At 61.5% G+C, this 25,795-nt stretch carries 20 protein-coding genes; 10 read left to right on the top strand and 10 right to left on the bottom strand.

Features of this window, described 5'->3' with window-relative positions; genetic code table 11:
• Window positions 1-24: 24 nt before the first annotated feature.
• Window positions 25-1,059: an NAD(+) diphosphatase gene (gene nudC / locus BN2664_RS08685; RefSeq protein WP_007000579.1), complete on the bottom strand. Its 1,035-nt coding sequence runs from the start codon at window positions 1,057-1,059 to the stop codon at window positions 25-27.
• A 193-nt stretch (window positions 1,060-1,252) separates the two neighbouring features.
• Here nudC and glgX point away from each other — a divergent pair, with 193 nt between their 5' ends.
• Both glgX and trpS read left to right on the top strand, forming a co-directional pair.
• A complete protein-coding gene (gene glgX / locus BN2664_RS08680) occupies window positions 1,253-3,391 on the top strand; it encodes a glycogen debranching protein GlgX (RefSeq protein WP_197408683.1) in 2,139 nt (712 codons plus the stop codon).
• 146 nt (window positions 3,392-3,537) lie between these two features.
• Entirely contained in the window at window positions 3,538-4,638 is a 1,101-nt protein-coding gene (trpS, locus tag BN2664_RS08675) for a tryptophan--tRNA ligase (protein ID WP_007000581.1), read from the top strand.
• Window positions 4,639-4,692: 54 nt separating this feature from the next.
• Here trpS and BN2664_RS09225 read toward each other — a convergent pair whose 3' ends face one another.
• Entirely contained in the window at window positions 4,693-5,064 is a 372-nt protein-coding gene (locus BN2664_RS09225; RefSeq protein ID WP_040316937.1) for a hypothetical protein, read from the bottom strand.
• Window positions 5,065-5,160: 96 nt separating this feature from the next.
• Between BN2664_RS09225 and BN2664_RS08670 the strand changes: the two genes are divergently transcribed.
• The 7 genes from BN2664_RS08670 to BN2664_RS08645 all read left to right on the top strand — a co-directional run bounded on the left by BN2664_RS08670 (window position 5,161) and on the right by BN2664_RS08645 (window position 17,775).
• Window positions 5,161-5,967, top strand: coding sequence for an ABC transporter ATP-binding protein (locus BN2664_RS08670; RefSeq protein ID WP_155856441.1), 807 nt, complete (start codon window positions 5,161-5,163; stop codon window positions 5,965-5,967).
• A 1-nt stretch (window position 5,968) separates the two neighbouring features.
• A complete protein-coding gene (locus BN2664_RS08665) occupies window positions 5,969-8,836 on the top strand; it encodes an ABC transporter permease (protein WP_007000583.1) in 2,868 nt (955 codons plus the stop codon).
• A gap of 119 nt (window positions 8,837-8,955) precedes the next feature.
• Window positions 8,956-11,244, top strand: coding sequence for a maltotransferase domain-containing protein (locus tag BN2664_RS08660; protein WP_007000584.1), 2,289 nt, complete (start codon window positions 8,956-8,958; stop codon window positions 11,242-11,244).
• A complete protein-coding gene (treS, locus tag BN2664_RS09545) occupies window positions 11,245-14,424 on the top strand; it encodes a maltose alpha-D-glucosyltransferase (RefSeq protein ID WP_007000585.1) in 3,180 nt (1,059 codons plus the stop codon).
• Window positions 14,425-14,507: 83 nt separating this feature from the next.
• Window positions 14,508-16,811: a 1,4-alpha-glucan branching protein GlgB gene (glgB, locus tag BN2664_RS08650; RefSeq protein WP_007000586.1), complete on the top strand. Its 2,304-nt coding sequence runs from the start codon at window positions 14,508-14,510 to the stop codon at window positions 16,809-16,811.
• Window positions 16,812-17,078: 267 nt separating this feature from the next.
• Window positions 17,079-17,348: a hypothetical protein gene (locus BN2664_RS09315; protein ID WP_155856442.1), complete on the top strand. Its 270-nt coding sequence runs from the start codon at window positions 17,079-17,081 to the stop codon at window positions 17,346-17,348.
• Window positions 17,332-17,775, top strand: coding sequence for an HNH endonuclease signature motif containing protein (locus BN2664_RS08645; RefSeq protein WP_231723467.1), 444 nt, complete (start codon window positions 17,332-17,334; stop codon window positions 17,773-17,775). The genes BN2664_RS09315 and BN2664_RS08645 overlap by 17 nt, the downstream gene beginning before the upstream one ends.
• Here BN2664_RS08645 and BN2664_RS08640 read toward each other — a convergent pair.
• The 4 genes from BN2664_RS08640 to BN2664_RS08625 all read right to left on the bottom strand — a co-directional run bounded on the left by BN2664_RS08640 (window position 17,772) and on the right by BN2664_RS08625 (window position 22,616).
• Entirely contained in the window at window positions 17,772-18,665 is an 894-nt protein-coding gene (locus BN2664_RS08640) for a tetratricopeptide repeat protein (protein WP_007000588.1), read from the bottom strand. The two genes, BN2664_RS08645 and BN2664_RS08640, sit on opposite strands and share 4 nt — an antisense overlap.
• A 14-nt stretch (window positions 18,666-18,679) precedes the next feature.
• Window positions 18,680-19,759, bottom strand: coding sequence for a DUF8094 domain-containing protein (locus BN2664_RS08635; protein WP_007000589.1), 1,080 nt, complete (start codon window positions 19,757-19,759; stop codon window positions 18,680-18,682).
• Complete coding sequence (locus BN2664_RS08630) at window positions 19,759-21,180, bottom strand: PspC-like choline-binding domain-containing protein (RefSeq protein WP_058120681.1); 1,422 nt, start codon at window positions 21,178-21,180, stop codon at window positions 19,759-19,761. The genes BN2664_RS08635 and BN2664_RS08630 overlap by 1 nt, the downstream gene beginning before the upstream one ends.
• 152 nt (window positions 21,181-21,332) lie before the next feature.
• Window positions 21,333-22,616 carry a DivIVA domain-containing protein gene (locus tag BN2664_RS08625; protein WP_007000591.1) on the bottom strand — a complete coding sequence of 428 codons (1,284 nt, stop codon included), beginning with the start codon at window positions 22,614-22,616 and terminating at the stop codon, window positions 21,333-21,335.
• Between the two features lie 223 nt (window positions 22,617-22,839).
• On the opposite strand from BN2664_RS08625, the gene BN2664_RS08620 reads away from it, so the two are divergent.
• Window positions 22,840-23,406, top strand: a complete 567-nt coding sequence (locus BN2664_RS08620) for a YagU family protein (protein ID WP_007000592.1) — start codon at window positions 22,840-22,842, stop codon at window positions 23,404-23,406.
• 61 nt (window positions 23,407-23,467) lie between these two features.
• On the opposite strand, the gene BN2664_RS08615 is transcribed toward BN2664_RS08620, so the two are convergent.
• Genes BN2664_RS08615 through BN2664_RS08600 form a run of 4 tightly spaced genes read right to left on the bottom strand, consistent with a single transcriptional unit; the run spans window position 23,468 to window position 25,731 of the window.
• Window positions 23,468-24,250, bottom strand: coding sequence for an alpha/beta fold hydrolase (locus tag BN2664_RS08615; RefSeq protein WP_007000593.1), 783 nt, complete (start codon window positions 24,248-24,250; stop codon window positions 23,468-23,470).
• 40 nt (window positions 24,251-24,290) lie between these two features.
• On the bottom strand, window positions 24,291-24,581 hold the full coding sequence (locus tag BN2664_RS08610) for a hypothetical protein (protein ID WP_007000594.1): 291 nt from the start codon (window positions 24,579-24,581) through the stop codon (window positions 24,291-24,293).
• 9 nt (window positions 24,582-24,590) lie between these two features.
• Complete coding sequence (gene nucS / locus BN2664_RS08605; protein WP_007000595.1) at window positions 24,591-25,286, bottom strand: endonuclease NucS; 696 nt, start codon at window positions 25,284-25,286, stop codon at window positions 24,591-24,593.
• A 43-nt stretch (window positions 25,287-25,329) separates the two neighbouring features.
• Complete coding sequence (locus BN2664_RS08600; RefSeq protein ID WP_007000596.1) at window positions 25,330-25,731, bottom strand: DUF2550 family protein; 402 nt, start codon at window positions 25,729-25,731, stop codon at window positions 25,330-25,332.
• Between the last annotated feature and the right edge of the window lie 64 nt (window positions 25,732-25,795).

The following is a 25,795-nucleotide window of genomic DNA, read 5'->3' as shown; positions in this document are numbered from 1 at the left end:
GGCCGGCGGAGACAAATCCCGCCTTTACCAGGAAAACAGGCTCATAATTTCCTCTGCGCTGGCCGCCTCCAAACCGCCCGTCACGCCGCCCGTCGCGCTACCGGCTGAGTCGCCAGCCGGGTTGCCGGCCGAATCGCCGCTTCCCAACCAGTGGGTGAGCATAGCGGCGGCAATGGAGGTGCGGCGCGGAAGGGTGATCTCCCCTGCCCGCGCGGCCGCAATAACCTCCTGGCGCGTATAGAACCCGGCGCGCGCGATTTCGCGGTGGTCGGCCACAATATCTACCTCGCTCTGGGAAGTGTGGCCAAAGAACCCGAGCATCAGCGAACGCGGAAACGGCCAGGGCTGCGATCCAAAGTACTCAACCGCGCCCACCTCAATGCCCACTTCTTCCGCGACCTCGCGCCGCACCGCCTTTTCTAGTGGTTCGCCAGCCTCCACGAATCCGGCCAGAATGGAGTGGCGCGTTCCCGGCCAGCGCGCATTTTGTGCCAAAAGCACGCGATCGGCGTCGTCGAAAATCGCCATAATAACCGCGGCGTCGGTACGCGGATAGGTGGGGTGCCCACGCGAACAAACCGCGATCCAACCGGATTCGAGCACCCGCAACGGTTCGCCGCACTTTTCGCAAAAGCGCTGCTGGCGCCAAGCGTTGCAGATCGCGAGCGCCTCGGTGGCGAGGGCGGCGTCCAGCTCGGGCCACAGATTTCCGAAGGCCACCAGGGCGCACCACCGGAAGCCGCCGATCTGCGCCTCGGGATACGCGCGGTTGGCATCGGTGCCGAATGTATCGGTCAGATCGATCGCGAAATATGGTGTTTCTTGCGCGGTACCGAGGTAGTAGGCGGCGTCGACGTCGAAACTGCGCGCCAGCGCCTCCTCCGCGCCAACGAACTCGAGCCCGGATTCACCGCGGGCGGCGAGGGCCTCTCCGCTCAGCAAAACGTAACGTGCCCGCGAACTGCGACGCAAGTGGATCACGCGCCGCGGGTCAAGGCGGCTGGCTTCATCACGATCAACGAAGCCACGGGAAAGGATCGGAACGGGAAAAATTGCCATATAAGAAACCCTAAACCACCCCGCGAAGCGGGGTGTGACGCATACCGAGAACGGGTGGCAAACAAAACAGGCGCGCACGCGCGTAATCTGGAACAATTATGCAGTGACGTTTTTACAGGATGTGCCGCGTACCTCTACGCGCTACGTGGCTCGAGAGTCGGAGCGGTCGCTCCCCCCGCGTAGCGCCCCTCTTATGCTCGGCGCGCATCTGACGGATAATGGGGCGGACTTTGTTGTTACCGCCCCCAACGCCACCGCCGTTGATCTTTGCCTTTTCACTCCCTCGGCCACTGGCTTGCGGGAAACGCGCTATTCGCTCCACCGCCGCGGGGAGCTGTGGGCCGGCCACGTTTCTGGCGTACGCGCCGGGCAAGAATACGGCTATCGCGTGCACGGCCAGTGGGATCCGCAGCGCGGAATGCGCTTCAATCCCGCCAAGCTTCTGCTTGATCCGTATGGCCGGGCGATTACCTCCACGCCCCAGCTTTCGCGCGAGCTTTACGCTCACCGGGTGGACGACGAACTTCGCCCACTCACCTATCCGCCCGCGCGCGATGACGCGGATTCGGCGCCCTACCAGGCACGAAGCGTGGTAGTTGCGCCCACCCATGCAAATATTTCGCATCCGTTCACTCCATGGGATCAGACGGTTATTTACGAGGCTCACGTCAAGGGCTTCACCCAGCAACTGGATCGCATTCCCGAGCCGTTGCGCGGCACCTACGCGGGATTGGCCCAGCCGGCGGTTACCGATTACCTGCGGAGTTTAGGAGTAACAGCAATTGAGCTTTTGCCGATTCACGCCAAAATGAGCGAGCCTTTCTTGACTCAGCGCGGGCTGAGCAACTACTGGGGATATTCCACGCTATCCTATTTCGCGCCGGAGCCGAGTTATGCCACCGAAACCGCGCAACTGGGCGGGCCCGCGGCGGTGTTGCAGGAGGTACGCGACATGGTTGCGCGCCTGCACGACGCCGGTATTGAGGTGATTCTCGACGTCGTCTATAACCACACCTCCGAGGGCGGCGTGGATGGGCCTTCGGTGTGCTGGCGCGGATTTGGCCAGACCTCGTACTACATGCAACCCGCGAATGATGCCGGGGCGTTTTACGACACCACCGGTACCGGGAATTCGTTGGATTTCCGCCGCCAAACGGTTCTGCGCATGACGCTCGATTCCCTGCGTTACTGGGTGGAGGAAATCGGGGTTGATGGGTTCCGTTTTGATTTGGCGACGACGTCGGCGCGCAAGGGCGATCAGTTTGACCCGCACCATCCTTTCTATATGGCGCTGGCAACCGATCCGGTTCTACGCCACGTGAAGCTCATCAACGAGCCCTGGGATATTGGGCCCAATGGCTGGCAAACCGGCAATTTCCCGCGCCCCAGCGCGGATTGGAACGATCGCTTCCGCGATACCGTACGCAGCTTTTGGGTTTCCGATCAGCGGCAGATTTCCCAGGGCGGCCTGGGCGGGGATCTGCGCGATTTGGCCACACGGCTCTCCGGATCAGCAGATATGTTCGGCCAGGGCCGCTGGCCGGGCGGGCGCGGGCCGAATGCCTCCATTAACTTCATTACCGCCCACGATGGCTTCACCATGCGGGATCTGGTTTCCTACGACCACAAGCACAATGAGGTCAATGGGGAAGACAACCGCGACGGCTCGGACAATAACCGCTCCTGGAATCACGGCTTCGAGGGCGATGGCACCCGGGAAGCTCCGGTGCCCCTCGAAATCGCCCAGGCACGCACGCGTACCCTACGTAACCTCATCGGCACGCTCATCTTTTCGGCCGGCACCCCCATGATTGTGGCAGGAGACGAATTTTTCCGCACCCAACATGGAAATAACAACGCATATTGCCAGGACAACGCGCTTACCTGGCTTGATTGGAATCTTGACGAGTGTCAACGTAATGCGCAGCTCACAATGGCTTATTTACTACGCCTCCGCGCTGAGCACCGGGTGCTTCGGCCAGCTGATTTCTTCACGCAAACGCCCACCAAATCCGATATGCTCCCGGATCTTACCTGGTACGCAGACACCGGGGACCCCATGCCCGAACACCGCTGGTTTGATCCAGCCAATCGAGTTTTGCAAATGTTGCGCTCCGGGCGCGATCGGGATGCGGATGCCCTCATCGTCATTAACGGCGCCGCCAACGAGGTGCGCATTACCCTCCCCGAAGGCCGCGGTAACCCTTACAACTTGGCCTGGGATTCAACCTGGGAACGCCCGCGCGAATCACAGCAGGTCTATGTTCCGGGCGCTACGACCGTAATTGCCCCGAACTCCATGCGGCTATATTTCGCTAACCCGATCACCTAATCTAGGTCAGTGCCGTTAGGATAGAGGACGGTTAAAGCCATTGTGAGCTCCGATCACACCGTCAACGGGCCACAAACCCCACGAGTTGTCACACTACAGCTCGTGAAGAAAAACCACATGAATATAAAGAGAACGAAAAGAGAACCATGGGTGTTGAGGAATCGCTAGAACAGGCAACGTCAGATGCGTCCTTGCGTCACGCGCTCGAGGTAAGCAATAAAATCGAGCAGAAAATTGCCGAGGACCCCTCCGAATTTCGCGTCCTCACCGGGGATCGCCCCACCGGAAATCTCCATCTTGGCCATTACTTCGGTTCCCTACGTAACCGGGTGACTCTGCAGCGGCGAGGGGTGGAAACCTGGCTGGTGATTGCCGATTTCCAGGTGATTACCGACCGCGATGGCACCGGCCCGCTCACCGAGCGCGTCCATTCGCTCGCCACCGATTATTTGGCGGTGGGACTGGATCCTGAAAAGTCCGTGATTTTCACGCACTCGGCCATTCCGGCGCTCAATGAGCTCATGCTTCCCTTCCTCTCGGTGGTGACCGATTCGGAGCTGTACCGCAACCCCACCGTGAAGGCCGAACACGAGGCCACGGGCGGGCGGCCGATGTCCGGCCTCCTCCTGACTTACCCCGTCCACCAAGCCGCGGACATCCTCTTCTGCAAGGCAAACCTGGTGCCGGTGGGCAAGGATCAGCTTCCCCACCTGGAGCAGGCGCGAGTTATCGCGGACCGCTTCGAGGCCCGATACGGCCACCCCGCAGGCACGGATGAGCCAGTCTTCCCGCGCCCGCAGGCACTCCTATCGGGCGGCGCATCGATCCTGGGCCTGGACGGGCAGAAGATGAGCAAGTCGCGCGGAAACACCATCGAGCTGAAGATGACGGCCGACGAAACCGCGAAGCGCCTCAAGAAGGCGGTGACCGATTCGGAGCGCCACATCACCTACGATCCGGAAAACCGCCCTGAGGTTTCTAACCTGGTACTGATGACGGCGTTCGCGCTCGATCGCGATCCCGTGGAGCTCGCTGAAGAAATCGGCGACGGCGGATCCGGGACCCTCAAGAAAATGGCCACCGAGGCGCTCAACGAGATGCTGGCCCCGATTCGCGCCCGCCGCGCCGAATTGGAGGCGGATCCGGGCTATATCGAAGGCATTATTAAGCGCGGAAACGAGATCGCCAACGAGCGCGCCAATGAAACGCTTCGCGAAGTGCGCGCGGCCATGAATATGAATTACTAGTTCGCATTTACTTAACCCGAAATTCGGGGCTGGCTACTGGTAGCGACTACCTAACTACGATTCAGTGCCCAGCCCCGAATTTCGTAAATCAGAACCGAAACCCGCGCTCATACGTACCAAAGACACATAATCTCTCATTAGTGCATAAAGCCCACTACCCTGCGGCCCGCCGATCTTGCATTCGTAACGCTTTATCCAATACCCGTCGCGTTGTTGGTTCATTTTAGCTGCACGTGCCGCGCAATAAGCCCAGTTATCCGCCCCGATACGTTGCACAAGTACCCAGTTATAACGAATCAAATACAGGGGAACCGTTGTATCGATAGCGGGAACTTCATGGAAACGAGCCGGATCTTTTCCTCGATCAGCCGCGAAAGCAGTACCCGACGAGGCAAGGGAAACCGCTCCGACCAGCATCGCCCCCATTGCCTGCAAAACTCTCTTATTGGGTCACGATATTTTCCTGCTCGAAAATATCGTGACGGAAAATAACTTTTGTTAGCATAAATTAAGAGTAAAGGAATGGCCTCTTTCAGTAAAGAGAGTGGAAGGAATTTTTATATGTCTGAGAAAGATCACTGTATTCAGCCTGACTCACACTCGCCCTTACATACATTGGGGAATGAATCTCCTTCCGCTGATTCTTTCGTAGAGACCAGAGAAATATGTAAAAAATACACGACCCCGGAAGGCGATATTTTGCATGCCGCCAGAGATGTTTCCCTCTCCATAGCACACGGGCAATCTGTAGCTTTGGTCGGCCCGTCCGGTTCCGGGAAATCAACCTTGCTGCACCTCATCGGTTTAATCGATACCCCCGACAGCGGAAGCATCACGGTTGATGGGCGCGTTATTACTGACTTACGCGGCAAGGACCGCGCGGACTACCGCTCACGCGTCGGCTTTGTTTTCCAGCAATTCCACCTCATTGATTCGCTCACCGTCGCTCAGAACGTTGCCGCTCCCCTGATCGGGCGGACGCCGCGCGGAAAACACGCGGAGCGGGTGAAGACTGCACTCGACCTCGTGGGGTTGGCCAGCCGCGCCGACGCTTATCCCAGCCAGCTTTCGGGCGGCCAGCAACAGCGGGTCGCGATTGCTCGCGCGCTCGCGGTTGAGCCCGCCTTAATTCTTGCTGATGAGCCCACCGGCAATCTCGACTCCGCGAACTCGCAGAAAATAGCGGATTTACTGTTGGAGCTACATACGGCGAAAAACATTACGTTAATTCTGGCTACACACGATCTCGCTCTTGCCGCTCGCATGGAAAGAGTGATTGAGATTCACGACGGCGTAGCTACCGAAGCGCTCCCTTCTGGCAGGAGGTGAAATGCTTCGATTCGCCTGGGAAAATGTACGCCATGATTTCCGGCGGGTAGCTACCCTCCTTCTTGCTCTCATCATCGCTATCCCCGCATTTGTTCTTCTTACCACCGCCACTACTACGCAACGCCTGGAAGTTGAAGAAACCCTAGCTTCAAACTGGCGCGGGTCGTACGACGTCCTGATTCGCCCGGCCGGTTCCCGCAACGACGTCGAAAAAAGCTCTAGCCTGGTTGAACCGAATTTCCTGGCGGGAATCTACGGCGGAATAACCACTGACCAGCTAGAGGATATCCGCTCAATTGCGGATGTGGAGGTGGCGGCACCGATCGCCATGATTGGTACCATTCCGCTATCTGCCTCGACGGCCAAACTTGACGTTTCCGAACTGGTTGATAACGCGGAACAGAGAACATTCCTGCGCTCCCGAATAGCTCTTTCAGCTCGAAATGGCCGCTATACCACCGCTCCAATCGAACTCGTTAATTACTACACCCCTAATCCAATTCACGTTGGCACCGGTACCGGGGGCGCGTTATCGATAACGGAGTTAGACCCAGGCGCCGAACGCGAAATCTGCGGACTCACTGATCCCGGGTTTGACATTGCTGTTACCTGCCAAGGGAGGCCATCTGCCGCCGAATCGGGAGCGGGGAACGAACCGCGTCCCACTCTGCTAACGCCCGCGGTTTCCCTGCAACTCCCATTTGCGGCCGTGGATCCTGAAGCTGAAGCACAGCTGGTTGGCCTCGATAAAACCGTGACCAGCGGCCGCTATCTCAGCCGCGCGGATACCCTCGGCCACGCGCAATACCAACCACTAGGCAGTCTTCCCTCCAAAGACGTTCGTTATCTGCCGGTGATGTTGACGAAAAGCCTGGGCGATCCCGATGTGTCGATAAACGCGCAAGTGGAGGCGCTCCCTGCCTCGCTGGCCGAGGAGTATTTCACCGGTCCGCTCGACGCGGATCTGGGCCGCCGCATTGCCCAGGCGCCCGCGGAAAGAACCGCGACACTCACCGCCGGTGCCGATGCTTACTGGAAAGAGTTCTTGCGCGAGCACAATCCGCAAGAGCCCGCACGTGAGGGGCACATATCACGTGCCATCGCCGTCCCTCACTTTCAGCGCTCAGGGCCGATTTCCTATCAAGCTAGCCCCGCTGAAGGCATCGTCGTCGAAGGTTCGCCGTCGCGTTATAAGGACGACTTCGAATTACCTTCCCCGGGAAGCCTCGGGCCCTCTTTCCGCGAAGTAACAACGGTTGCCGAGGCACCCATTTCGGGAGATACGGGTTCAGCCACCGGCCCGTCGCCCGACTCCACCACGCCCCTGCTGGTGCCGGTAGGAATTTACGACGCAACGCTCCTGACCGCGGCAGATGGCCAAAGCGGCGGCGTCGCACCGCTGACGACCTATCAGCGAATTCCGATTGCGGCCGCCGATGAGGCGACCACCCGGGAACTAGGAAGTTCGGAGTACCGCCCGGATCTGAACCCCGCGGGCTATAGCCAACAGCCACCGGCTCTCCTCACCAGTTTGGATGCCTTCATTGCAGGTTTTTCTACCGTCGACCCCGAGCTCACTCGCGCCCCCATCTCGGCGATCCGGGTGCGCATTAGCGGAATTAACGATTTCAACGAAGTGGCAACCGAAAGAATTCGCGTGGTCGCAGAAAAAATTGCGGAGGCCACCGGCTTGGACGTTGACATTATGACGGGATCATCCCTCGCGGTTCAAAACATAACCCTTACCGCCCCGACCACCGATGGCTTTACCCACGCCCCCGGGCTACGCCTACACAATCCGTGGTCAAAGAAAGGCGTCACCGCTACCATCTCCACCGCACTCGATCACAAATCCTTGGCGCTCGCGTGGGTAATTATTATCTCGGCAACTCTCACCGTAGCAATGGCCGCCTCCGCGATGATTCGCGCCAAACGCCGAGAACTCGGAATACTCAGCGCTACCGGCTGGAGACCCACGTCAATCCTGCGGCTCCTGCTCGCCGAGCTAACGATCATTGGCGTACTTGGCGGGTTTATCGGAGCCGTGCTGGCCTATGCCGCACTCCCGTTCCTGGGATTAAACGCGCCGCTGTGGTGGCCGCTCGTGACTATTCCGCTGGCTTTGCTGGTAACCCTCGCTGCGGGTCTACCTACCGCGCTCTCCGCTACCAGGATCAGCCCGCTACAGGCCATACTCCCCTACGCGCCCAAACGGCGGACGCAATCTAGCCGCGCGCGTTCGGACACAAAAGGTAGCGCGCATTCCCTCGCAAACAGCCGCGCAGATTCCCTGGTAGCCGCGCGCGATGGCGCCGAGCTTGCGCGGGCGTGGGGCCCCGCCCGGCTGGGTATGCAAAGAATTTCGCACCGGCCCGCTCGCTTCTTTACCGCCGCGAGCGCGGTGGCCCTCGCCGCGGCGACCATTAATCTCACGGTGTGGCTTATTGATGCCTTCCAAGGCCAGCTGGTGGGAAGCATGCTTGGGGAAACAGTTTCGGTGCGCGTACGCACGCCAGATCTAATCGCAATTTGCGTGCTGGCGGTGCTCGGGCTGGTGGCGGTGGGCGTGGTGCTGTGGATCGGCGCGGTGGAGGATGCCCGAGTTTACGGTATCCTCCACGCGGTCGGCTGGCGGCCCGCCGCAATTCGACGAGCGATCTTGGCCCAGAGCTTGTGTGTAGGTCTCAGCGGCGCTTTTGCCGGCGCGGCGCTGAGCCTCCTCGTAACCTTGCCTTTCAGCGAACCGAGTTCGCGGACGTTTATTATTGCCGCGTTGGTAGCCGGCGGCTACACCTTGGCAACCCTGGCCGTCGGATTCATTCCTGCCGCTCTCCTGCAACGCCGCCCCCTACCAGAGCTTCTCGCGTAGCGAGCCGGCGGCGGTCCGCGCGTGAGATGCCAGCGCCCCGCGCCCACCACCCAGCGCCCAGCGCCTACGCGGGCCGATCGAACCGTGCAGTGGTGACGAAAACCGTTTAGGCTAGGCATGTGAGCACCGCAACACCAAATGAAAAGAAGAAACCCGCGACACCCGTAGCCGCGCCCGCCCCGGAGGATTCCTCCGCGACGCCCGCCAAGCCCACCAAGCCCACCGCAAAGCGCGCGCCGGCCCGCAAGACACCGGCCAAGTCGGCCGCTCGCAAGCCCGCAGCAAAGAAGCCGCGCGCGAAAGCGCCCGCCGCCAAACAGCCAACGAGCCGCGCCAACACCTCCACCGCCGACGAAAAGCGGATTGAAAAGGCTCTTGCGCAGGATCCGGCGAGCCCGGTCGCACCCACTCCAGCGCCCTATGGAAACATCGGCCGCATCCCGATTATGGACGTGATGCCGCAGGTGCAAAACGGCTCCTGGCCGGCCAAGGCCACCGTGCGCGAAGCCTTCCCCGTCCAGGCCACGGTGTGGCGCGAGGGGCACGATTTGTTCGCCTGTGAGGCCGTGCTGGTCAATGAGGCCGGCGAGGAAATCCAGTCCGCCCCGATGGAGCTTATTCGCCCCGGTCTGAGCCGCTACCAGGGCTGGCTCACCCCGCCCGAAATCGCGAACTACACCTTCTTTGTGCGCTCCTGGTCCGATCCACTGGCCACCTGGCGCCACAATGCCGAGGCCAAGCTCCCCCTACGCCAGGACGTTGACCTCGTGTTCCTTGAGGCAGAGCAGCTCCTTAAGCGCGTACTCAAGAGCCTGCCGCGAACTGGGGAAAACCGTCAAGTTATTCGAGACGCGATAGATGTACTCACTCGCAAAACCATCCCGCTCGAAGTTCGCTACGCTGCAGCCACCTCCCACGCGGTTGAAGAGGTGATACGTGAATACCCGTTGTGCGATTTTGTCACCGAATCGGACCGCTTCCCGCTGGAGGTTGACCGCGAGCGCGCCTTGGTGGGCTCGTGGTACGAGATGTTCCCGCGCTCGGTGGGCGCCTGGAAGGATGACGACGGCGAATGGCACTCCGGCACCCTGCGCAGCGCCGCGGAGGATCTCCCTCGCATTGCCGGACTGGGCTTCGACGTCGTCTACTTGACGCCAATCAGCCCCATTGGCACCACCGACCGCAAGGGAAAGAACAACACCCTGGTAGCCGAGCCCGGAGACCCCGGCTCGCCCTACGCGATCGGCAGCCCGGACGGCGGGCACGATGCAATTCACCCGGACCTGGGAACTTTCGAAGACTTCGACTACTTCGTGGGTAGGGCCAAGGAAGAAGGCCTGGAAGTAGCGCTTGACGTGGCCCTGCAGTGCTCGCCGGACCACCCCTGGCTCAAGGAACACCCCGAGTGGTTCAGCCACCGCGCCGACGGCACGATTGCGTTCGCGGAGAATCCGCCCAAGAAGTACCAGGATATTTATCCGCTCAACTTCGACAACGATCCGGAAGGCATATACGAGGAAATCAAGCGGGTGCTAGAAGTGTGGGTTTCCCACGGGGTAACGATTTTCCGCGTGGATAATCCGCACACTAAGCCGCTGAACTTCTGGCAAAAGCTCCTGGCCGAGTTCCGCCTGAAGCATCCGGAAGTCATTTTCCTCGCGGAGGCTTTCACCGCCCCGCCGATGATGCAGGGCCTGGCGGCGATTGGCTTCCACCAGTCCTACTGCTACTTCGCCTGGCGCAATGACAAAGAGGAAATTGAGGAATACCTGCTGGAGCTGGGCCGCGACACCGCGCACGTACTGCGCCCCGCATTTTGGCCCACCACGCACGATATTCTCACGCCTTATATGCAGCACGGCGGACCCAACGCCTGGAAGATCCGCGCGATTTTGGCCGCCACCGGCTCGCCCACCTGGGGCATTTACTCCGGCTACGAGTTCGTGGAAAACGTGCCGCGCCCGGGCTTCGAAGAAATGATCGACAACGAGAAGTACGAATTCCGCCCCCGCGATTACTCGCGTGATCCGTACGGAATTCAGGCTCTGTTCGTGCAACTCAATAAAATCCGCACGAACCACACCGCTCTGCAACGTCTGCGCGGAATTTCGATCAATGAGACCACGAATGACCACGTGGTCTCGTTTACCAAGCACGCGCGGAGCGAAGAAACCCCCGATGGCGAGGCAGATACCGTTATTGTGGTGCTCAACCTGGATCCGGCAAATACGCAGGAGGCGGTGGTCAAACTCGACCTCACCCCGCTGAACGTAACGCCAAAATTCGGTGCGCCACTCATTGAGGTGACCGACGAACTGACCGGGAACACGTTCTACTGGAACGAGCGCCCCTTCGTTCGGCTGGATCCACATCAGCCCGCTCATATTCTGTCCGTGAAGGTTCTCTAAGTGACATCACTGCCCTCCGTCAACGCCGCCAAATCCGAACCCCGCGTGGAAGAAACCGACCCGCGCGGAATCACCCCTGATCCGCAGTGGTATAAACACGCGGTTTTCTACGAGGTCTTGCTCAAGGCTTTCGGGGATTCGGATGGCGACGGCGTGGGCGATATCCGGGGCTTGATTTCACACTTGGATTACATCCAGTGGCTGGGAATCGATTGCATTTGGATTCCACCTTTCTATCCGTCACCGGGCAGAGACGGCGGGTACGACGTCGCCGACTACACCGCCGTCGATCCCGTGTACGGAACCATGGACGATTTCCGTGAGCTGGTCGAAAAGGCACACGACCGCGGAATCCGCGTCATTATCGACATCGTCATCAACCACACCTCCGCCGACCATCCGTGGTTCCAGTCCTCGCGCTCGAACCCGGATGGTCCCTACGGTGACTTCTATGTGTGGGCCGACGACGACGCCGGATACTCGGACGCGCGAATTATTTTCGTGGACACCGAAACCTCGAATTGGGCTTTCGACCCGGTGCGCAAGCAGTACTACTGGCACCGCTTTTTCTCCCACCAGCCGGATCTTAACTTCGAAAACCCCAAGGTCCACGCCGCGGTGATGGACGTCTTCCGCTTTTGGTGCAATCTCGGGGTAGATGGGTTGCGCTTGGACGCCATCCCGTACCTCTACGAGGAGGAGGGGACAAACTGCGAGAATCTACCGCAAACCCACGCTTTTATCGCCAAGGTGCGAGCGATGCTGGATGAGGAGTTCCCCGGCACGATTTTGCTTGCCGAGGCGAATCAGTGGCCCAATGACGTAGTGGAATACTTCGGAACGGACGAGCAACCCGAATGCCATATGTGCTTCCATTTCCCGGTCATGCCGCGCATTTACTATGCCCTGCGCGACCAGCGCGCCACCGCCATTATCGACATTCTGCGCGATACGCCGGCGATTCCCCGCGACGCGCAGTGGGGAACGTTCCTGCGCAATCACGACGAGCTCACGCTGGAAATGGTGACCACCGAGGAACGCGCCTCCATGTACAAGTGGTACGCGGAGGATTCGCGGATGCGAGCAAACGTGGGTATTCGCCGCCGCCTCGCCTCGCTCCTGGGCAATTCGCGCGCGGAGGTGGAACTCGCGCACGCGCTCTTGCTGTCTTTGCCCGGCTCGCCCTACCTGTATTACGGGGACGAAATTGGGATGGGCGATAATATCTGGCTTTCCGACCGCGACGGCGTACGCACCCCTATGCAGTGGAGCCCGGATAGGAATGCCGGCTTTTCTACCGCCGATCCCGGCAAGCTGTATTTGCCGGCGATTTCTTCCCTGGCCTACAACTATCAGGCCGTCAACGTGGAATCCCAGCTTTCCCAGCCCGCCTCGCTACTGCACTGGATTCACGGCATCCTCGAGGTGCGCAGCCACCACCCGGTGATGGGAAGCGGCGATTTCACGCTTTTGGATGCCAATAACGAAGCCATCCTTGCCTTCACGCGCTCAAGCGAATCCGAAGTGATTCTTTGCGTTATGAACCTGGCGAATACCGCTCGCGCGGCCAATCTCAGCATTCCTCATTACGCCGGCTGGCAGGTCACGGATGTATTTGGTGGAGCAGGGTTCCCGGGGGTCGCCGCCGACGGTAGCTACACGGTGACGCTCGGATCGCGCGATTTCTTCTGGCTCAAACTCGAGGCACCCGGCGTGTCCGAGCCCGCTCCCCGCGAGGGCGCTCGGGCTAGCGAAACCGGTGAAACGGTGGACTACACAACGCTATCGAAGCCTTCCGTGGAAGATGCGGAACCGGAGGCAACCGACGAGGCAGAGCCGGGCGGCGAGGCGGCTTTGGTGCACGCGCTGGAACGCTGGGTCTATCGCGCGCGTTGGTATCGCGGCGAGCCGCAACCGCTAGAAGTGCTCTCCGCCGCCACTCTCGCCGAGGAAAGCAACCGCAAATTCGTGTGGCTTTTGGTGCGCTCCGGCGAGATCATCTACAACGTTCCGGTGGTGAGCGGCGGGGAAGCTGGCCTGCTAACCGACGCCGCCCAGGACCCATTTGGCCAGCGGATTCTTCTAGCCGCCTGCGCGGGCGGAACAGACTTTAGCTCCGACGAGCTAACGTTGCGCTCCCGCGCACTGGCGGCTGCAAGCTACTCGAGTGCGCATATCTTGCGCGGAGAGCAATCCAATACGTCGATTATTTACGACGGCGAGCCGCCGGTCATTGTGAAGCTTTTCCGCGTTTTCGAGCCCGGAAAGAACCCCGACGTCGAGTTGCAAACCGCGTTGGCCGATACCGGCACCGTGCCCGCCCAGTTTGGTTCCGCGCGCCTGGAAGTGGAAGCGGGCGCTAGCTCCGACGTCGTCGAAGAAAGTGACGGGCTGGCAACCGGCACTCTGGCAACGGACACTCTCGCCGCGGACGCGCTTACCGCGCAGGAATTCCTGCGCGGGGGCGAGGATGCCTGGCGGGTGATCACCGCCGCGCTGGCGAGCTCCTCCGGTGCGCTCGGTGACCTCGAAGAGCCTATTCGCGACCTGGGCAAACTCACCCGCACCTACCTCACCGAACTGGCCGAGCGGCTCGGAACCGCCCCGGCAAGTAAGGAGGCGATTGCCGCCCAACGCGCCAGTTGGGAGGCGCGCGCCGAGCGGGCGATGGCGCAGGTACCGGCGCTGGGCGAATACCGCCGGGACATCACGGCTATTTTCGACGCCGGGCAAGCGGCCAACTGGCCAGATCTCCAGCGCATTCATGGCGACTACCATCTGGGACAGGTGCTTCGCACACCCGCGGGTTGGGTGGCACTGGACTTCGAGGGTGAGCCGCTGCGGCCGCTGTCCGAGCGCCAGGCACCGGACGTTCCTCTGCGGGATGTGGCCGGCATGCTCCGCTCCTTCGGGTACGCGGCGGGGCAGGGCGAGCGCGAGGGGGCGGGGCCCGCGATGCGCGCATGGCTAAAGGCCGCCCAAAAAGCGTTTTTGAGCGGGTACGGTGAAATCCCGCGGGATCAACAGCCGCTACTGAATGCGCTGGTCCTTGACAAGGCTCTCTACGAGGTCAGTTACGAGGTTGCGCAACGCCCAGATTGGTTGGAAATTCCGCTCAGCGGGGTCGCGCAAGTGTTGAGACTGAGCGACAATAAGAGGGAAGCTCTTGTGGGTTCCTAACCTTCATCGTCGAAGGTGCGGGCCCGGGGTACAGAGCAGAAAAAAGCTCTCATGAGCATTGAGAAAATCGAGGTGGACGCATAATGACGGACTACATCAAAGTGGATGAGGGCACTCTGGAGGCTGTTTCGAAGGGGTGGTACTACGCGCCCCACGATGTTTTGGGTCCGCATTCGGACGGCCAAAACGTCACCGTCCGCGTGCTGCGCCGGCTCGCCGATGAGGTTTATATCGAAACCCTGCACGGCGGGCGAATCCGGGCTGAGCACGAATACAACGGTATTTGGCGGGCGGTAGTTCCGGGCGCGGAAGTGCCCGATTACCGGGTGATCGCCTCCTACGGCGGGGTGGAAAACCGCACCGATGACCCCTACCGCTTTATGCCCACCGTCGGCGAAATGGATATCTACCTCTTCTCCGAGGGCCGCCACGAAGAACTGTGGAAGGTGATGGGCGCACACGTGCACGAGTTCGAATCCGAGCTCGGCAATTCCTTCGGTACTTCGTTCTCCGTCTGGGCACCTAACGCGTTGGCCGTGCGGGTAATTGGCGATTTCAACGGCTGGGACGGCTCCTTGCACGCCATGCGCTCGCTGGGCGAATCGGGCATTTGGGAGATTTTCGTGCCGGGCGCGGGCGCGGGAGCGCGCTACAAGTTTGAGATTCAGTACAAGGATCTTTCTTGGCATCAGAAGGCCGACCCAATGGCGCGCCGCTCGGAGGAGCCGCCGTCGACGGCGTCGATTGTCACCGACTCCAACTACGAGTGGAACGATGCGGAATGGATCGAGAACCGCAAGGGCCTAGACCAGCCGATTTCGGTTTATGAGGTGCATCTGGGCTCCTGGCGCAAGGGGCTGAGCTACCGGGAAGCCGCCGACCAGCTGATTGGCCACGTGCAGTACCTCGGCTTCACCCACGTGGAGTTCATGCCACTGGCCGAGCATCCCTACGGCCCGTCCTGGGGCTACCAGGTAACCGGCTACTACTCCCCCACCGCCCGCTACGGGAAACCGGACGATCTGCGCTACCTGATTGACCGCCTGCACCAGGCTGGCATCGGCGTGATCACCGACTGGGTGCCGGCGCACTTTGCTACCGATGCCTGGGCGCTGGCGAACTTCGATGGCGAGCCGCTTTACGAGGATCCGAACCCCACCCGCGGCTCACAGCCGGACTGGGGCACGCTGGTCTTCAATTACGGGCGCAACCAGGTGCGCAACTTCCTGGTGGCGAATGCGCTTTACTGGCTGGAGGAATTCCACTTCGACGGCATTCGCGCCGACGCGGTGGCCTCCATGCTTTACCTCGACTACTCGCGCCAAGATGGCCAGTGGCAGCCGAATATCTACGGCGGGCGTGAAAACCTCGAAGCTATCGAGTTCCTGCAGGAAACCAACGCCACCGCTTACCGGCGCAATCCCGGCGTGCTGATGATCGCGGAGGAATCGACGTCGTGGCCGGGGGTTACCGGTATGACCGACGGCGGCGGCCTGGGTTACGGACTGAAGTGGAATATGGGCTGGATGAACGACACCCTTTCCTACCTGCAGGAAAAGCCAATCAACCGGCGCTGGCACCACGGCGAGATCACTTTCTCCATGGTCTACGCCTTCTCCGAGAATTACCTACTGCCGCTTTCGCATGACGAGGTAGTGCACGGTAAGGGCTCACTGTACGGCAAGATGCCCGGTGACGATTGGCAAAAGCGCGCTGGCCTGCGTGAGCTCTTCGCCTATATGTGGTCCCACCCCGGCAAGAAGCTCCTCTTCATGGGGCAAGAATTCGGACAAATGGCCGAGTGGAACGACGACGCCTCCATTGATTGGTGGCTCACTGAGGACCCGGCGCACGACGGCATTATGAGCCTGGTCAAGCGCCTCAACGAGGTTATGCTTGAGCACCCGGCCCTGTGGAACGACGACTTCTCGCCGCACGGTTTTGAGTGGATCGACGGGTCGGACGCCGACTCCAACGTCATCACCTACCTTCGCCGTTCCAAGGAGAACGACGACGTCGTTGCGGTGGCCGTCAATTTCTCCGGCGTGCCGCGTAACGACTACCGCGTTGGCCTGCCCGAGGGTGGCCGCTGGCTCGAGATTCTCAACACCGACGCCGAAGAGTACGGCGGCTCGGGCGTGGGCAATCTCGGCGCGGTCGAGGCCACCGACGAGGGCTGGAACGGCCGGGCATTCTCGGCTCCGGTACAGATCCCGCCGCTGGGCGTTGTGTATTTGACCCCCGAACGGCTCGTCAATGAGCGGTCCCTGCACGAGGCGGTGGCCGAGGCTGATGCGGGGGCGATGGCTGGCGAAGCGGAGGCTCCGGCTGAGGTTCCGGCGGGCGAGGGGGCTGAGGTTCCGGCAGCAGGCAACGCAGAAGAATAGGGCGAGGCGGCGCAGTAGGCGGCTGCTGGCTGGCACAGCTCGCGGGGTTCGGCGGCCTGGCGAAACTCCCCATCAGCCAACGACGGCGTCGTCGAACTCACTTTGTAGCGTAAGTGCCCAGCTCAGCTGGTAAATGCAAATTTAGCGAAAAAACATGTCGGAGCCGCATGAGACGATAGTTTGGAGGACTTCGGCCTCATAGCATCAAATAAAGTAAAAACACATTATTCCCCTTCTGAGCGTCAAGGTATAAACGGCCTGCGTCGCATGCCAGACGATCCGGTCGCGAAAACGCTGAGCCGTCTCGATGCCGCCTATCGCAGAATCGAGAAAAGTGCCCCACCCGCCGGCGGGACTGGCGGCACTGGTGGTATTTGCGCCGGTCCGTGCCCGGCAGATAGCGGGGCAGCCGCTGGCGGAGTGCGCCTAGTTTCCGGGCGTGGCCTGGGTCGCTACGGCCTGTGCACCAGCTCCGGATTCACTCCCGACCGCCGCAAAGCCGCCGGCGGCCACCGAAACCTTGTCGATCTGGGATGATCCTCCCGCAGAGGCCTTTGCCGGTTACGAACCCGCGCTCTTGGGTGACGGGACACCGCTACTCCCCTCGCAGCTCGGTCACCTGCTGTGCGACTCGATCATCATTCGCACCGTTTTCACCGGGCCAAGCACCGTGCTCGATACCGGTCGAGAAACACGCCTCTACTCCGAGTCACAGAAGCACGCCGTTATCGCGCGCGATAGGGGTTGCACCTTTCCCGGATGCACCGATACCTACCACACCTGCGATATTCACCATGCCCAAGAATGGAGCGAAGGAGGAAAAACCGACCTCAACAACGCGGTATGCCTCTGCTGGCGCCATCACCGCTACGTCCACACCGAGCGCGGACGTATTCACGTGCACGAGAAAGGGCTACTGTTCGAAAATGATGCCCGGGCGTTATTGGAACGCACCTCTGGCTAAAATAGCGCCGAAGCGAGCCGCTTACGCGCATCGGCCACCAACGGCTGATCCGCACCAACGACGTCGAAGAGCTCCAGCAGGTGCTGGCGAAGCTCTTCCTTAGCGTCGCCGCCATTCGGGGCAATGGCATCAATCAGGCGTGTGAAACCGAGGTCCGGGCGGCCGTGCGCCACCTCGACGTCTGCCGCAGCCATTTGCGCCTCGACATCTGAGGGGCCGGCCGCGTCGGCGGCGGCGAGAGTCTTTGTGGGATCGAGGCCCGCGGTCCGCTCGAGGAGCTTCACCTGCGCGAGGCCGACGCGAGCGGCCTCATTCTCCGGCATCTTATCCAGAGACTGCTGGAACTCGCGCGCGGCGGCGTCGAAGTCTCCGCGAGCCAGGGCCTGCGCGCCGGCCACGTAATGTTCTTCTCGCTCGGCGGCGCTGGCACCTTCTTCCTGCGAGTTGCCGGAGATGCGCCCGCCAATGCCGGCCTGTTTGGCAAGTTCAAGCACCTGCCCGACGACGGCGTCGATCTGCTCAGTCGTCGGGTTGCCCTGGAATAGCGGAATAATGCTCCGTCCCCCGACCAGTGCGTATCCGGCGGGAGCTCCCTGGCACTGGAACGCTGCCATAAGCTCCGGCTCGGTTTGGGCATTAGCAACAGCCAGCTGAAAACGCCCGCCACTCTTCTTTGTGGCCGCCTCCAAGCGATCGCCTACCTCACCCGGCAGGCCGTCCATTGTGAACAGCACGATCACCGGCACGGTCAGCGACTGCTGCATCGTGGCCTGGATGGTGGCGCCGGTAAGCCGCACCACGTAATCCGCCGCTTGTGCAGGCTCATTTTCCTGCTTCTGTGCCTCGGCGATTCCCGAGAGATCCATTCCGCCACTAAAAGACTGAGTCAATTTGCCTCCTGCCACTAACCGGCGTCAGCCGCCGGTTCCTCGCCGGCGTCGGGCGCCGGTGCCCCGTTCTCCACCTTCGTCACCACCGGCTGAGATGCGGCGATCACGGTGATCACTGGCTCAGCACCGGCGGGAGGTATGCGGAACGCAAGTTGAACGTTGAAGGTGACGCGCATTTCGCCGTCGACGCCAATCGACTGGCCGGGCTGGCCGGTGGCAACCGCGGTGATTCGCTGGTCCTCCAGCGTAATCTTCGCTCCCTCCGCGGTCACGCGAATCGTCATGGTGTAGTTGAGCGGGACGGCGACAAAAGCTCCGCCGTCGGCATCACGCATTGCAACCGGAGCGATGTCCGTGGGCGAGAAGCTATAGGCGGCCTCGCCACTCCCTTCAAAAGCCGCCTTGAGCGCGGCAATTTCCGAATCAACTCCGGCGTGGAAAGGATCGGGCTTGCTCGGATCCTCTGCCGAGGCGGCGAAGGTCAGCCCCTGCGAATCATCGTTTGTCAGATACTGCGCGTAACTGGCAATTGCCTGTTGCGGACTGATGACCAGTCCGGCCGAATCGTCGGCGGCAATCAGCTCTGCGCCCTGCGAGCCGCCGGCAATAGACGGCAATGTAGCGCCAGGCATAATGGCCATCGAAGACCAGATACCCCAGTTTTGGCGAGCGCTAGGCTGGCTAAAGACCGTCACCGCGGGCAAGGCCGAATCTGCCGCGGGTTGCATCGCCACCACCGCGTACCGCGGGAAGCCCTGCGCCTTCGAGACGGCCACCGAATTGTCCCCCTGCGGCTGGGTTGGCACCGCGGGCACCGTGTAGGAGTCCTTCAGGATGTTTTTGAGGTTATAGCGCGAGGCCCGTTCCGCGTAGAAGGGATCATACGCGCGGGTGGCAAGAAGCTGCCCGTCGAGGTTCTGATCCGCCTGCGCGAGCGTGGCGTAAATCGACTCGGAAACCTCCGCGAAATGAGATTCGCTTAGGGCGGCGCGCTCTAGGCTGGCCGCGGGTTGCGGCTCGGGAATTTCAGCGCGGCCGGAGCACCCCGACAAGGCCAGAAGGCCAACGCCAAGTACTGCAAGTCCTTTTCGCATTACTTTTCCTCCTCGCCGTTCTCGGCTCCACCCCAGATGCTCCACCAGCCCTTGCTAGTGGCCTCGTCAATTTCGACCTCGGGCTCCGCCGCGCGGCGTGCCTTGATCCGCGGAATCTGGTCCGTCCGGTAGCCGCCGGGCGTTTCGCCGGCAGCATGGGAGGGACGACGACGGGTCCGCGCTTCGGGCTGCTCCGCGGGTTGCTCGGGCTTCGCTTCGGGCTGCTCCGCGGGTTGCTCGGGCTTCGCTTCGGGCTGCTCCGCGGGTTGCTCGGGCTTCGCTTCGGGCTGCTCGGGCTGCTCCGCGGACCACTCCTCGGGCCGGATCACCGGCAAGATACCGGAATCGTACGCGGCGCGCTCTTCGGGGGTGCGGGCTTCTGGCTCCGGCTCCGGCTCCGGCTCCGGCAACACGACGCGATCCTCTTCGCTCAACTCACGAGCGCGAATTTCGTCGGCCTGGGGCGAGGCGGCAATAACACCAGCGCCGTAGGCGCCGCCAGTGGCTTTTTGCTGTTTTTCATGGAGCTCATCGCGCTCACGGTTGGCGGTGGCCATCGCTTCGGAGATGCGCTGAGCGGGGGAGTCTTCGCCGACCAGGCCGGCCACCGTATCCTCCACGGGAAGCGGGCGAGTACGAATGCGCTCGCCACGCGGGGACTCCATAAGAATTCCGGCGCCCAGCGCCTGGCCGGTGTTGTATACATCCGCCTCGCGGGTGCCGGGTTCCGGAGCCTCTTCGCTGAAGGCCGGCAAAATGCTGGTTTCGGCGCCGGCCCGGTCCCGCCGGCCGCTCAGCTCTTCGCCACGCTCGCGGCGTTGCGCACCCGCGCGGCGATCATCTTGCCATTGCAGATACAGCATGAGCGCGCCGACCAGCGAGGCCAAGACGCCAATGAGGATCAAAACCACCGAATTGTTCTGGCCGCCCTTCACGTCCCAGCGCAACTCAACCGTTGGAATAGTGCCGTCGGCCGTTGAGGCGATCAGCGACTCCGCGCCGGTGGCGGTGGTGGTGTAGGAAAATTCGGCCTTGCCCTCACCGGTTTCCTTCGAGAACCACATATCCGAGTCGGTGACCTTGATCGGATCGGCCTCGCCAGAGCTCATCGTCGTGGCCAAGGCATCGTCGTCGAAGCCGGTGATCAATTGCGTGCGCAGGCCCTCCGCGTAAGCGGCGACGTCGTCGCTGTAACCGAAACCGACGAAGACCTCGTTCCCCGATTCGCTCGCAACCTTGACGTCTACGGTGTTGCCGCCCATGTCGAGAACGCCCGGAGCGGTGGCAACAATACCGGCGCCGTCCGCTTTGGTGGCGCCGGTGAGTACGGAGGCCGGCTTGAGCACGGTTGCGCTCAGCACCCCCCAAACAAAGACAATGACGCCCACTACGAGGAGCGCAACGCCTCCAATTTTCCTCATTGTTCCCCTTTCAGGCACGCGGCCCACCGTTCATGCGGCTTGCCGTGCGGCGGCTCACCCAGCACCGGCCGTAAGAATAACAAAATGATAACAACAGCGGAGCTTCGGTGTGCGAAAATCACCATTTAAGCGGGCAACGTCGCAGGCTTTAGCTATTCAGCCTCCGCCTGAGCACCATTTTCCACGATCTCATTCAGCGCCAGCGGCACATTGGACGTGGCGAGAAGCGTGCGCACATCCTCCAGATAGGCGGTCAGCGTCTTGCGCTGCTCCTCCAGGCCGGCCACGTGCTGGTCGGCGGAGGCCTTCGCTTCATTCGCCGCCTGCTCGGCCTGCGCGCGCAACTTCGCTGCCTCTTCTCGCGCTTGACTGAGAAGCTCATTCGCCTCGCGCCGAGCCGAGTTGAGCAACTCCGTCGACTCGGCCTCCGAGGCCTCGGTCAGCTCATTGGCGCGGCGGGTAGCCTCCGCCAGGCGCTCTTCAGCCTGCCCGGCGCGGCTTTCCGCGTCCTGCACCGCGGCCTCAATTTTCCCGCGCGACTCTGCATCGGCCTCCGCCCGGCGCGCGGCCGCATCGTCTCGCAGCTGCGCCACCTCCCGCTCCGCTTGCGCGCGGAGTTGGGCCACCTCTTGCGCGGTGGAGGTCTGCAGTTCATTAGTTTCCGCCTCCACTCGCGAGCGCAATTCCGCGGTTTCCTCAACCGCCTCCTGGCGCAGGCGCGCCGCTTCCTCCTTCGCCTGGCGCAAAAGCTCATCAGCTTCAGCCCGGGCATCGCTTCGCAGTTGCGCCGTCTCGCGCTCGGCAGTGGCGCGTTGCTCGGCAATTTCCTCGGCCGCGGAGGCACGTTGCTGGGTCAGTTCGTTTGCGGTGGCGGCGCGCTGAGCCTCTACCTCATGCTCGGTTTGCGAGCGGAGCGAGGACGTCTCGGCCTGCACCTGGGCCCGGATGCGTTCGGCCTCGCGCTCAGCTGACGCCACCAGCTCCTGCGCGCTTCGCTGCGCGGTTTCGCTCGTCTTGCGCGCCTCCGAGCTGGAGGTCTGGGTAAGCTCGTCGGCCCGGGTGGTGGCATCGTCTAGCGTTTGCGTAGCTTCCGCCTCGGCCTGCGCCGTTAGTTCGTCAGCCTGCTGGTGTGCGCGAGCCACGATTGCCTCTGCGTCCGCGTTGGCGCGCGTGACCACGTCCATCGCCTGCTGCTCGGTGGTGCGCAGGAGGCGTTCCACCCGCGTTCCGAGCCCGGAGTAGGAGGGACGATCATGCTCGCGCAACTCCTGCTTGCTTTCCGCCAGCTCGCCGGATAGTCGCAAAATCTTCGAGTCCTGATCGGCCACTTGCGCTCGCACCGAGCTCAGAGACTGCTCGAGCTGATAAACAAATTCATCGACCTGCGCTTTGTCGTAGCCTCGGCGCACCACCGAAAAGCGCGATTCTTCCACCATGCCGGCCCTCCACGTTCGTTTCGTCGCTATCACGACCCTAGGCTGTCGCCGTCGCGACCTTAGGTTTAAAGCCTAGCGGTTTTCGACGCCGCCTCCCGCGAAAGCCGCTTACTCACCGCGAGCTAATTACCGCGCAATCAATTGAAAAAGTACTTTAATAGTGTCCCAACAGACACTCATTTAAGACGAAAGGGCATGCTTCGCCATCGAATCCTCGCATAGCATGACACGCATGCGTAAATTTATTATCACCGATCCGAGCCGGCGTAAGTACGGCGTAGCAGCCCTCGTGGGCCTGATTGCCGGCCTTTTCTCCGCCATTGTGAAGTTTGGCTGGGAAGTTCCGTTCCCGCCGCGCACGCCCGAGCGCAATGCCACCAACCCTCCGCAAACCCTGCTTGAGCAACTGGGCATGAGCGCGGACGCTTCGCACACCTCGGTGGTTTTCAATGGCAACGAACTGCCGATTTACTCCTTCATTATCCACTTCAGCTTCGCGATTGTTTTCGCGCTTTTCTATTGCATCGTGGCTGAGATGTACCCCGCTATTAAACTCTGGCAGGGCGCCGCATTCGGCATCATCGTTTACGTGGCCTTCCACGTGATCCTCATGCCGCTCATGGGCACGGTTCCCGCTCCCTGGGATCAGCCCTTTGCCGAGCACTTCTCCGAATTCTTCGGACACATTATCTGGCTCTGGTCCATCGAAATTGTGCGGCGCGATCTGCGCAACCGCATTACCCACGAGCCGGATGCGGAAGTACCGCTCGACGCCGTCGCTAACCGCTAAGTCCGGCAAAAAATCCCCCAATCATGGGGGATTTTTTGATGCCTAAAAGGTCGCTGGGGCTTTAGCGAGCCGCCTCATACAGCTCGCGCAAAAGCGCCGCCACTTCACCCGGCTTCTCGTAAGCGGAGAAATGGCTGGCTCCCTCCAGCTCTTCGAAGCGCGAGTTCTTCGCCCGCTCGTGCATGGCCGCGAAGGCACCATGCGAAGCATTCGGATCGTCCACCCCGCGCACGAGCAAGATCGGGATTTCCGCATCGAGCACGGCACTACCGTCCGGGCGACCCACCATCATCTTCTGTAGCCAGGCGAAGGCCTCCGGCGATACCGTCTTGAAGTATTCGTCGAATTCGGCGTGGATTTCTTCCGAGGTGGCCGACGAAAGCATGGTGTGGGTCCACTTTTGCAACACGGCATACGAGCCCTCGTGCTCAATGGTGTCAATGGCACCCTGCCGCGGACTGTTGGCCGGTTCAGCCCCAATACCGGAATCAATTATGGCCAGACCAGCCACCTGCTGCGGGTTGCGCAAAGCGTAGTTAGCCGCCGTCGCGCCACCCATGGAAATGCCGGCAACCACCGCGCGCTCCACGCCCTGCGCCGCGAGGGTTTCTTCCAGCGCGGAAAGATAGGAGTCCATGGACGGCTCACTGTGGCCGTACTCCTCATCCAAAGCCGCGCCGCTGGGCGAATCACCAAAGCCTGGGGCGTCGACCCGAATCACGTCCATATCCCCCAGGCGCTCCACCACGGGCTCCCACATCCGCGACGTCATCGGCATGGCGTGCAAAAGTACGAGCGGAATATCTGAAACTGAACCTGACCGAACCGATGCAAGAATACTCATGGCCTCACTCTAGTCCTCGGAAGTAAAGCTGAGGTGAAGGCTACCGCCGCCCACGCCGCCCGCGATGTTGCCAGCACGAGCGATGCCAGTGCCGGCGCCCGTCAATACCCGCCTGCGCTCCCCAGATCGTATCTTCGGTCCAAGCCACCACATTTTGTTCGCCGAGAACTATGACGCCTTGGCAGCCCGGGCAAATGTATTGCTTGCGAGCGGTGGTGCGCACGACCTTGTAGGTTTCGCCGCCGGGGCCGGTCTCCAGGGTGTGACCGCCCAGCGCCGCGCGTTCGTTGACCGGGCGGAACGGCTTGTGCCACTTATTTGATCGTCGCATCGCCCCTCGCTAAAAAAGCCGATCTTCCGGATGGTCCAGGCCACGCATTTCATCGTAGTCCAGGATCATGCACTCAATCCCGCGGTCCTCGGCCAGCGTACGCGCCTGCGGCTTGATTTCCTGGGCGGCAAAAATACCTCGCACCGGGCTATGCAGGGGATCGCGCGCCAGCAGCTCCAAGTATCGGGTCAGCTGTTCAACACCGTCAATTTCTCCGCGGCGTTTAATTTCGACGGCGATATAGCCAGCCTCGCCGTCGCGAACCATCAGATCCACCGGGCCAATTGGGGTGGGATACTCGCGGCGCACCAACTGGGCTCGCGGAGAAATACGCTCCACCTGCTCGGCAAGAAGTTTTTGCAGGTGCGCCTCCACGCCGTCTTTGATGAGCCCCGGCTCCACCCCAAGCGCGTGTTCGACGTCGGCGACGACGTCGAACACGCGGATGACCAGGCGGTCATCGGTTTTGGAGGATTCCACTTCCCACACTGTGGAGACGCCGCTTTCCGCTTCTTCCTCGTTCGGCTCGCGCTCGGTTTGATGGTTGGGGCCCACCATCCAGTTGAGCGGCTTATAGGAGCCTCCGTCCGAGTGGACCAGCACCGAGCCATCGGCCTTCACCATGAGCAGACGCAACGCCCGCTCGAGGTGAGCGTCCAGGCGCCCCGAATAATCAACCGAGCATTCAGCAAAAACAACGCGCATGGTTACCCAGTTTAGACATGTAGCCGCTTAGACATGTAGCCCTTTAGAACAGGCGCAAAGAGGACGCCGGCGGAGCGCTATCTTCCCAGACCACAAGGGCGTTATAGGCCTGCTCCCCCATGGCCAAAAGATGGCTCTTGCCATTACCTTCCACGGTCACCACCACGGTGGGCGGATCGGTTTCACGGCGTCGCTGTAGCTCGGAGCGGAAGCCCGCGCGCGGCAAGGAAATCTTGGGTCGGTGCGAAAGCGAGCGAATTGCGTACCAATCCAGGCTCGCCTCGCGGAAAAAGACGACGCCGGTGTGCCAACCCATCGGACCCCGGACCGCGCACTGCGAGGAGCCCCAAGCCGAGAGCAGGCGGCGAACCCGAAGCAGGAAATAGAGCACAACAATGAAGGCAAGAGCTATGGCAGCGACGATCCAAGCGAGTGTCGTCATCATGCCCGCATCATCCTTTCCCTTGGCTCTACCGGAGGCCACCCGGCCTTGTCCCTACCGGCGGCCG

It is taken from the genome of Actinobaculum massiliense (genome assembly GCF_001457435.1).
Taxonomy (GTDB): domain Bacteria; phylum Actinomycetota; class Actinomycetes; order Actinomycetales; family Actinomycetaceae; genus Actinobaculum; species Actinobaculum massiliense.
Note: the sequence above shows the minus strand (reverse complement) of the source record. Positions and strands in the feature narration are given on the sequence as shown.